The organism is Leptolyngbya sp. AN10, assembly GCF_050565645.1.
GTDB lineage: Bacteria > Cyanobacteriota > Cyanobacteriia > Leptolyngbyales > Leptolyngbyaceae > Leptolyngbya.
The window spans coordinates 1-896 of sequence record NZ_JBNXVP010000115.1 but is presented as its reverse complement, the minus strand read 5'-3'; the positions used below and the strand labels follow the sequence as shown (position 1 = coordinate 896).

The window sequence follows — 896 nt, the reverse complement described above, 5'->3', positions numbered from 1 at the left end:
TGCCCACGGGATACGCAACCAGTGCCAGGGTAAATGCTAGAAACAAGACGCAGAGGGGATTCCAAAGTTCGCTAAATTCGCTAAGAAAAGACATCGAGTCATCCTGCATGGAGGCAGTTCCCGATGTCAGAAAATAATGTTAGCTTTACTGTAGCAGGTTTGTTAGAAGTTACCACTACAGAACAATCCAATCTTGCCATTCCAACTTGGTTGGCAGAAGCACTGTTGGTGGGACAATACTGGAATCAGAGTGGCTTACTCGAACAGTTACAGCAACAGGTTCGAGTCAGTCGCGGACGCATGGGACAGTATGAGGTGTGTGACTTTGTGCTTTTACTGCTCGCTTATGCCGTCAGTGGAGTCGAAACGTTAAAGTTGTTTTTCGAGCAGCTAGAGAGCGTTAAACCTGTGCTAATGTCAGTCTGGAAACGAGCAAGGTGTCCAGTCGCAGCAACCTTGAGTCGTTTTCTAGCCGATGTCGATGAATCTGCTGTTGAACAGTTGCGAAGCTTATTTGAGATGGATTTACTGGCACATCCGATTGAAATGAAAACCGCAATGGGATTGAGTGACCGCACTGGAGCGCGATGGGTAATCTTTGATGTTGATGGTACGGTCAAGGCGACTCGACATCGAGCTTTAGTCAAAGCACCCACGCATCCACAGGTGAAACGGCGGAGTGAAAGTGCCTGCGCTCCGGGGTACGGTGGACGTAAGCGGGGAGACTATGTTCGCACCCGCAGCACGGTCGCTTGTGCCCATACGCATGAATGGTTAGGCACTTTTGCGGCTCCTGGCAATGGCACTCCTAAACCCGATCTTGCTCGTGCTTGTGGATTAGTGAAACGCTATCTTCAGACACAAGGGTTAACGATCGAGCAGGGTATTGTTCGACT

1 protein-coding gene is annotated in these 896 nt (G+C 49.6%); it reads left to right on the top strand.

Annotated elements, in window-relative coordinates; genetic code table 11:
• Positions 1 to 123: 123 nt before the first annotated feature.
• Positions 124 to 896, top strand: a 773-nt coding sequence (locus ACQ4M5_RS41800; protein WP_430681700.1) for a hypothetical protein, incomplete at its 3' end; no start/stop codon positions are given.